Raw genomic sequence first — 7,887 nt, 5'->3', positions numbered from 1 at the left:
AACTTCGTATAATGTATGCTATACGAAGTTATTACGCGTTGCGTTGCTGCCGAGTTCGTGTAACGACCAACCGCGATGGCGAAGAGATTTCTGGTTTTCTTCATGAGCGCCAAGACATGTTGAGCACTGGCGGGTGATTTGAACGAATAAGGCATTTGTCTTTTCTGCGTGTCGATTGATGGGCATTCTCGGCGCGATTATTGAGCCTTTTATGGGAACGATGCTCTGTCCCTTTGCTCATCTGTTGAATGGGTTTCGTGTAGCTGTAGCGGCTCGCTTTTATAATTGCACCGGCCCGCATTTATCTGCAAAAGTGGGACCACATTATTTGCACTTGGACCCACATTAGCGATTTTATCTTTTCGATAAGACTATCAGAAAAACCCTCGTTTTTCTTTGTATTTGAAAATATTAATAAATTATGGCTTATCAAAACAAAAATACTCATTAAGAAAATCTAAATAAATTTGAAGATAATCTATGATGTTTCTTTATTTGGTCCAATCTTCTATTTTTAAACCTTCAACTTGAGTAAATGCACGATCATTAGTAATAAGCACTATTTCTAAAGATAAAGCGTGAGCAGCAATCAGCAGATCAAGATTACCTAATATCTTACCTTTTTTTGCAAGTCAGCACGAAGCGTTCCATAACAGGCCGCAACAGTACTATCCCATGGTAATACATCAACACGGATCAAAAACTCATGCACAACTATACCTAGTTGTTTTGCATCAGGTTTTTTTGCCAACCCAAATAGTAATTCGCCTTCAGTTATAACTGAAATTGCAAGCTCGGACATAGGAACAGAAATAACTCTGTCACGAACGTTATGGTCTCCTTTAATAAAATGGCTAACCATATTAGTATCCAGCATATAACGATTAGTTATTTCGTTAGTCATTAAATATATATCTCTCTTGCGGTAAAGAATCTTCGCGTTCCACCATAAAATCTTTAGGAATCTCAATTGATTTTAAAAGATCAAAAAATCATCCCAATTTCCTGGTTTACGTGACAAAATCACATCGCCTGTCTTTGGATCTTTTCTTATAAAAACTTCAGTGCAGTTAAAGCGATAGGCTGCTGGTAACCGCACAGCTTGACTACGACCATTTGTGAAGATTTTAGCTGATTGACTCATAATAAATTCCACCATATTAATATATATTAAAGTATATACCTTAATGTGGTATATATCAAAAAATATACCACAAAGAAAAACGAGGGTTTTTCTGATAGTCTTATCGAAAAGATAAAATCGCTAATGTGGGTCCAAGTGCAAATAATGTGGTCCAGGAAATTTATAGAGTCATTTAATATGGGTCGAAAATAATGACTCAATGCTTTTTTGCCGCAAATCTACGATTGAAGGAAGCTTATTTTTGCAATTTAAAATACCAACCTACTTAACAAGATCAAAACTATATAGAATTAAGATACTCACTGAAAATAGACTTAATACTCATTGGAGAAGCTTTGGTCTAAATCAGGCGAGTTAGCTCTTTCTTCGATTAAAGCATCATATTGATTATTAATTGAATCTATCAAATTAACTAAATCGATTTCTTTGGTCTCATTGTTATATATATTTGTAAAAATTTTATCGAGTAATATATCTGATTTTCTTCTCTCTCTGCTTTTTTCTGGGGCATTGAACAAACGCATCTCTAAGTTGGAATACAATTCTATAGATTTTTTAAATTTCTCAAGAGAAATTTCACGAGTCTCAATTTGGGATATATTTTGCATGATTGTTTTAATGATATTGTCTAGAATATCTTTTGCAGGTGGATTCCAATCCTTTTTCTTATCTTGAAGAATGCTGTCAAGTTTCCTTAAAACTTCCTCACATTCCGAGTATACCTTTACAAACTCCTCTTTTTCCCAGGGTTGTTTAGCATCGACATATACTTTATACATTAACAGGATTGACTGTAACTCCTTGTAATTCGTCAATTCACTAAAACATATCTCTTTCCCATTAACATGAATTGATAGACTATTATTTCGATTCTTTTCTATTTTGAGAAGCCCGAAATTTTGTAATGTATCAACAAATTCGGCAAAATTTTTCATTTGCTGTTTGGACGGCATTTTCTCTTGCGAAAGAAAAACCATCATTTCCAATAATTGTGACTCAGGAGGAGCCGTTGTTATCGGTTTGTAATTTGTCACAATATCTTTAATCCGAGTATAATATTTTTTATAATCCAAGGGTTTATGAATGTCCCTCATTGTTCGCCATGTAGCGGGAACCCGATCCATTGATGCATCCGGTAACAAATCAGGATCAAGACCAATGCCTTTCCATACTTCTTTATTTTCAACCATGTCCATCATCACAAATATCCCCACTGGTGAAATTCCAGCATTTTTTTAATAATTTGCCCGTATGGATCTAAATTTGAAAATGGTAATTGAACTGAATCGAGCATCGAACAGAAATGCGCCATAGGATTTGCTGATTTAGGATCAAACCCTTTTGTTTTGAAATAGCGAAAATCAGCATCAATCCAAATCCAAGTTTCATCTGACCACTCAATATTCGTTTTAGCTCTAATAAGATCTGCAAACTTTAGAAGGCCTTGTTTCGCATAACCAGGAAGCGATGACACAACATCGCTGTGGTATATATCGTGAGCAAACACCCCGATGTAAGGGTCCTTTGGACTGCCGTGCACAGCTCCTGGATCTGAGGTATGTGGATAATATAAGTAACCCATGCGGCCATGATATACCCTCATCCCTTTTTCGATATCAGTCATCGATTTAATACCAAATTGAGGGATGACAGGAATATATTCATCTACTCCATACCGCAAAATCCCAATCGCATTTCGTACCCCACATGCAGGAATAATAAATGGAGCCCCTACCCTCTTATTATCTCGTTTACTCATCGGACCATATTCATCCTTGACTTTAGCTATAGCCTTCTCGCCAACCACATTGTAGGTAAGACCAGGATTATTAGGGAATGCAACGCTATAAAATATTTGCTCAGAAGGGGGTAATTCTGAAATGAATTTTCTCAGTTCTTCATAAGATTCATCATCCTTAATAGGCCGCATATAGGTAGAAGATCCTTGGGATTCACCTCTCTCCAATATTGGAAGAAAATGTTGTTTGGCCTCTTCAGTAAATTGTCCCTGGTCATCAAGGATTCGGTAAATACTCGTGATATAGGGTTGAACCGATTTAAATTCTTGTCCTTGCTCATTTTTATAACTTCGTATTTGCTGAGCTTGATAAATCTCAAGTAAGGTTAATAATTGCTGGGATTGCAACCCTTCACTGTAATTTGAATCAAATAGGCCAAACACAATTTCGGGAAAACTTGGATCGTCAAGAAACTCTTTTAATTCCTTAAAGGGATCCTCATCTTTTAAAGCCTTAACATTAGTCAAACCATTTTTAATGAGACGAGCCAGTTGTTTGATTTTTTGTATGTTTAAAGACTTATAGATAAGGTGTTCCGTACGTACATGCTTCTTGTGCAGTTCCGTTATTCGAAAGAATTGGGTTTGTGTAATTTCTTTCCCTTTATACAACTCATAAGCACATTTTAGTGCGTTAGATTGTGACAAAATGCTTTGTACTTCATTTGTATTCAGGCGATTTTTACGGGCAGCTGTTCTAAATATCTTCTTAATATCTTCATCTGATCTAATATTCGCCATGAGTCGAGCTTGCTCTGGGGTATGTACTGATTTTGGATGAACCTTTACTTTTGTATCTTTCGAGGTAATTTGTCGCCAAAATTGCTGAATCTTAACAACCGATGTAGTCTCGCCCTCCCCGACAGATGCCTTTTCTTTTGTTGCGATGAAACTACTTTGATTAGAAACAGTTTTTTACTATTGGACTAATCACTCCAAAGAAAGGATTTTTTGAAAAATTTATTCCAATCTGATGCAATTTCTTCTCGTGATCTAGCCATTTGAGTACTCCTAAGACCCCATCAAAATATCTATTTAATTCATTATGTCAAAATAATGATCAAACGCATATAATTATATACTACTTGTCATGACACTACCTGTAATTTAGGCTCTAATGTAATGAACCATCCCATCCACTGAGTTGGAAAAGAGTTATTACCAGCTTAGTATTCGAATTGGAAAATTTGAAAACTGAATGGGAGGTTCAATAATGAATGAACAATAAGCCCTGATGGAGGTTTTCTCTGCCAAATTGCCATAAATAGCGAGATTGTTAAGGAGTATGAATTTTCTTTAAATAAAGATATTTCTCTAGAATGCGAAGTTAAATCTGAACCTTTATGTAATCTTAATAAACTATAAATAATTAATTATCAATTATAGATATTATCTTTAAGGACGATTCAACTACTAATCCGTTAAAAAGTAATAATCTTATTCAACAATATGTAGAAGAAAGAAATGGCTAATATGACAAATGTGATTAATGAGATGAAAGCGGAAAGTTATGAAATTATTCCGGAAATGCTCAATGGCTTATCGCCATATCATACAAGCCATCTTAATCGATTTGGCTTATTTCCTTTGACGGGAAGTAGAGAAAAATTGAGAGTGGAATATAAATTGAATTAAAAATAAACAGGAAACGGGCCTTTTCGTCAGGATCCCGGCCGAACCTCAAAAACATAAGCTGCCGCTCGAAAGCAGCAGGCAGAATAAAGGTATCGGACAAAAATCTTTATTGCGTAACTCTCATAGCCAGGTATGCATCGTTTGATAATGGCCTTGGAGCGGTCAGATCTGCAATGAGGTGGTTGATGAGGTCGAGCACACAAGCGCTAAGGCAGGTCAGGCCAAGGGGAACGACTGCTAACCCCAGTATAGCCGCCCCGGCACAGCCTGAAGCAAAGGCAAGCCCTGCTCTAAGGGCTACAAGCGTTGGTGTGGTGTGTAAAAGAAAAGATGAACCGTCCGGATCAGCAACTAACTTATTATAAACAAGGATGGCGGGAATAATCGTGAGAGCTGCTCCAAGGGCACAAGCGCCCGCTACCGCTCCCAGGGTGCCTATAGCAGGGATGCTGCTACCTGCTGCAGAGGCCAGTAAAAGGCTGCCCAAAACCCCATTTTTAGCACCATTAAGTGCGCCATTAACCACCTCACCGACTAATTTACAGCCTGTATCGGCAGTTTCACCATCAACACAAAGGCAAATTTAGGAAAAAATCCTAGCAGATAATGTTGAACTATGGAAATGTTTTTTTGAATCGGCACTTTATCTCAGATGGCGGCAAAAGTTGCGATCTTTAGTCCCAGGCCTACAAATAACTCAAAATGCACATGTGCTTCTTAAGAGCCTGGCAGATTGTTTGAATTGGGCAATCACGGCAATTTTTTACACTAGAATGATAAAGCACATAATCATTTTCTAATGTCTTGCCAGGTTTAAGTTCATGATTAGCTGGACAATAATAAATATCCCTTTACAAATCGTAGCGAAAGCCAGGTGTAACAGTTCTTTGAGACCCGTCACTTCGCGTACTAAAGGAGCAATTTCAAATTTAGCTGCCGATGACCACTTTTTGTTCTTTGCCATAGTAACCTCCAAAGTAGAGGCTATTATCTCCTAAATGTTGGTGGTCTGAAAAGTTAGGGGCATTATACATTGGCTATTTCCAAGGTAGAGAGAACTTTTTCATGATTGGATAAATCGCCTATTATACGCCGCGTAGGTAGAGAATAATTTTTACTAAAAGTGGAGTCGCTAAAATTTTTCTTTTTCTGCTAAACCATTATGATTACGTAAATCAACAATTTCGATCTCACAGAAACCGTCAAGCAAGGCTCTTTTCACAGAGCAGGTTAAGATTCTTGATAGCCCGTTTTGAGATAAGGCTTTGGCCAATGACATAAAGTTTTAATCTAATTTTAGTCATGGCTCATCCCCTCAATAACTTATTAGAATCTCTACGCGCCTGTATCTGAATTTCCAGCAGTTTTCAATAGAACCCAATCAACCACACTGAGCACATAATTTTAACTCAAATGATACAGAAATTTCTTGATTAGATGGCTTTATCGTTATTACATGAAAGTCCTCATCAATTGGAGGATTGCCATTAGTCTGGTAAGTAATTTCACAAACACCGCCTATAGCAAGGTTTGCACAATTATTATAACTAATATCAACAGCCCCTAAAAACTCTGAAGGTAATGAAGAGGTAATATTAATTAATTCTATGTTTCCCGTATTTTGGATTGATAATATAAGTTTTTCATTAGGTATATAATTTAGAGCGATTTGCTCGCAAGCAAACCCAGCATTAAAATAAGGATGAGCCAGATTTTTATTATTAAGTTTTAAGTATAAAACCTTATTAGCAAAAACATTAATACTGAAAATCATCAATATAAATAAAGTAATAGTTTAAGTAATTTTATACACATATGTATACTCCTCTTAATTTACGACACAATCGGTAATGGCCATAGAGGCAGTGGCGACAACAGTAGTTGTCATAGCCGCGTTAGTCGTAGCATTTGCTGAGTTATTAATGGTTTCATTGCCATTATTGATGGTGTCCACCGTATTACTATAATCTGCCTGCCCTGATAGTGTATTCGTCAAAGTACTTGGCGTTTCCGTCTGGGGCGCACAAGCATAAAGCATTAGACTAGTTACCATTAATGAAATCATTTTAGTTATTTTCATGAGAATTCCTTTGCGTATCATTAAGCGAAATTAAAACTGAGTTGTGCCTTTAGCTGTTTAGTTATAAATATGGAGCCAGCATTATAATATTCATATCCTAACCGCATCCCTAATGATCTATGGGTAAATTGAACTCCACATGCCAGACGATAGGCATTTTTATCTAACGTGAGTTGTGGCAAAGAACCATTAACCAACGTTACATTAAAAGGATTGCTATCAGAATATTTGGCTACTTGTAACAGCCCTCCGCTAATGAATGGACTTACATAATCAGTAATGGGGTAGTATAAATTAGCGTTTTCAAATATCCATAATACAGTATTTATATTTTGTGGGATTCTAGTGCTAATTGTTGGGTAATAGAGCGTATAAGATGGGGCATTATACCTGCTGTATAATGTGCCAACATTTCCGGTGATGTAAAACTTATTAATTTCCTTATAAAAAAGGACTGATGCGGAAGTAAACCAGTTGTTATTATTTACATGGGCGAAACCTGTTTGGCTATTTGGAGTCTCGGAAAGTATATTAGAAATAATGTTTAATCGGTTATTCCCATACCCCCCTGCGAGATCAACAACAAGCCAGTTGGTGTAAGAACGAGCTATATGTAGAAGGACGGAGTTATTTTTAGTATCTTGATAAGTTCTTGTAAGGGGAAAAGGGTTTAATAGTGAGGTTGAGTTGATTTTTGTATCAACTTTATAAAGGTAAATACCTGCCAGAGTATTTGTAGATAGCATCAAAGTATTAACTGCAAAACCATATTTGTTGGCGTGTCCGCCAAAATGACTAAAATTGTTGCCTGCCCGAGAATTATAGTTCAAGTCAAAGTATGAATAGAAAATTTCCGGCATTATTTGACTGAATAATTTATTAGTATCTTTTGAAGGATTATTTAATAATTCATCACTTTCTATTGCGGCTGCATTTGTGGTAAAGACAATGATATAAGTAAAGAATATAACTTTAAATATTTTCACAACAACTCATCCTTAAAAATTTAAATCCTGCTTAAAATTATTTAATAAACAGTAAGATATGTTTTTTCATTGAAAAAGCAAGCTATAGGGCTTACACGATTTTGTTTCTCGTATCAAAATATTCTGCATTTGATCTTGCCTTAAATTGATGGACACCTTGTTAAGTGATCCTAGGCAGTAATTCTGGACATTTAGTTAAGCTATTTTCTTCAATTCAAAATTAAAAGGGCTTGTATAGCCAATT

At 36.1% G+C, this 7,887-nt stretch carries 11 protein-coding genes; 1 reads left to right on the top strand and 10 read right to left on the bottom strand.

Annotation, left to right across the window (positions count from 1 at the left end):
• Positions 1 to 491: 491 nt before the first annotated feature.
• From BN58_RS37670 to BN58_RS08310, 5 genes are all read right to left on the bottom strand, one after another.
• Positions 492 to 590, bottom strand: coding sequence for a PIN domain-containing protein (locus BN58_RS37670; RefSeq protein WP_408605474.1), 99 nt, complete (start codon positions 588 to 590; stop codon positions 492 to 494).
• Between the two features lie 17 nt (positions 591 to 607).
• Positions 608 to 904, bottom strand: coding sequence for a PIN domain-containing protein (locus BN58_RS23400; RefSeq protein ID WP_198009851.1), 297 nt, complete (start codon positions 902 to 904; stop codon positions 608 to 610).
• A gap of 72 nt (positions 905 to 976) precedes the next feature.
• Positions 977 to 1,144: an antitoxin gene (locus BN58_RS23395; RefSeq protein ID WP_198009850.1), complete on the bottom strand. Its 168-nt coding sequence runs from the start codon at positions 1,142 to 1,144 to the stop codon at positions 977 to 979.
• Positions 1,145 to 1,458: 314 nt separating this feature from the next.
• The gene (locus BN58_RS08315) at positions 1,459 to 2,334 is read right to left on the bottom strand and encodes a V-type ATP synthase subunit I domain-containing protein (RefSeq protein WP_156812432.1); all 876 of its coding nucleotides are present in this window, start codon (positions 2,332 to 2,334) and stop codon (positions 1,459 to 1,461) included.
• Between the two features lie 8 nt (positions 2,335 to 2,342).
• On the bottom strand, positions 2,343 to 3,683 hold the full coding sequence (locus tag BN58_RS08310; RefSeq protein WP_019216434.1) for a hypothetical protein: 1,341 nt from the start codon (positions 3,681 to 3,683) through the stop codon (positions 2,343 to 2,345).
• Positions 3,684 to 4,406: 723 nt separating this feature from the next.
• Here BN58_RS08310 and BN58_RS36905 point away from each other — a divergent pair.
• Complete coding sequence (locus BN58_RS36905) at positions 4,407 to 4,577, top strand: Tn3 family transposase (RefSeq protein ID WP_019216433.1); 171 nt, start codon at positions 4,407 to 4,409, stop codon at positions 4,575 to 4,577.
• Positions 4,578 to 4,683: 106 nt separating this feature from the next.
• On the opposite strand, the gene BN58_RS08300 is transcribed toward BN58_RS36905, so the two are convergent.
• The 5 genes from BN58_RS08300 to BN58_RS08275 form a co-directional block, all read right to left on the bottom strand.
• Positions 4,684 to 5,103: a hypothetical protein gene (locus BN58_RS08300; RefSeq protein WP_019216432.1), complete on the bottom strand. Its 420-nt coding sequence runs from the start codon at positions 5,101 to 5,103 to the stop codon at positions 4,684 to 4,686.
• Positions 5,104 to 5,373: 270 nt separating this feature from the next.
• Complete coding sequence (locus tag BN58_RS30715; RefSeq protein ID WP_019216431.1) at positions 5,374 to 5,541, bottom strand: hypothetical protein; 168 nt, start codon at positions 5,539 to 5,541, stop codon at positions 5,374 to 5,376.
• A 417-nt stretch (positions 5,542 to 5,958) separates the two neighbouring features.
• Positions 5,959 to 6,354 (bottom strand): hypothetical protein, encoded by a 396-nt coding sequence (locus BN58_RS08285; RefSeq protein ID WP_026069351.1) that lies wholly within the window; start codon positions 6,352 to 6,354, stop codon positions 5,959 to 5,961.
• 51 nt (positions 6,355 to 6,405) lie between these two features.
• Entirely contained in the window at positions 6,406 to 6,657 is a 252-nt protein-coding gene (locus tag BN58_RS08280) for a hypothetical protein (protein WP_156812431.1), read from the bottom strand.
• A gap of 20 nt (positions 6,658 to 6,677) precedes the next feature.
• Positions 6,678 to 7,643, bottom strand: a complete 966-nt coding sequence (locus BN58_RS08275; protein WP_019216427.1) for a hypothetical protein — start codon at positions 7,641 to 7,643, stop codon at positions 6,678 to 6,680.
• Positions 7,644 to 7,887 lie beyond the last annotated feature (244 nt).

The sequence above is a fragment of the Legionella tunisiensis genome, from assembly GCF_000308315.1.
In the GTDB taxonomy this organism is placed as follows: Bacteria; Pseudomonadota; Gammaproteobacteria; order Legionellales; family Legionellaceae; genus Tatlockia; species Tatlockia tunisiensis.
This window is presented reverse-complemented; position numbering and strand designations above follow the sequence as displayed.

What these genes read in the sequence shown, in the direction of transcription:
- BN58_RS08310 (WP_019216434.1), bottom strand. Translation starts at nt 3,683, where the DNA reads ATGGCGAATATTAGATCAGATGAAGATATTAAGAAGATATTTAGAACA.
- BN58_RS30715 (WP_019216431.1), bottom strand. Translation starts at nt 5,541, where the DNA reads ATGGCAAAGAACAAAAAGTGGTCATCGGCAGCTAAATTTGAAATTGCT.
- BN58_RS23395 (WP_198009850.1), bottom strand. Translation starts at nt 1,144, where the DNA reads ATGAGTCAATCAGCTAAAATCTTCACAAATGGTCGTAGTCAAGCTGTG.
- BN58_RS23400 (WP_198009851.1), bottom strand. Translation starts at nt 904, where the DNA reads ATGACTAACGAAATAACTAATCGTTATATGCTGGATACTAATATGGTT.
- BN58_RS08315 (WP_156812432.1), bottom strand. Translation starts at nt 2,334, where the DNA reads ATGGTTGAAAATAAAGAAGTATGGAAAGGCATTGGTCTTGATCCTGAT.
- BN58_RS08280 (WP_156812431.1), bottom strand. Translation starts at nt 6,657, where the DNA reads ATGAAAATAACTAAAATGATTTCATTAATGGTAACTAGTCTAATGCTT.
- BN58_RS36905 (WP_019216433.1), top strand. Translation starts at nt 4,407, where the DNA reads ATGGCTAATATGACAAATGTGATTAATGAGATGAAAGCGGAAAGTTAT.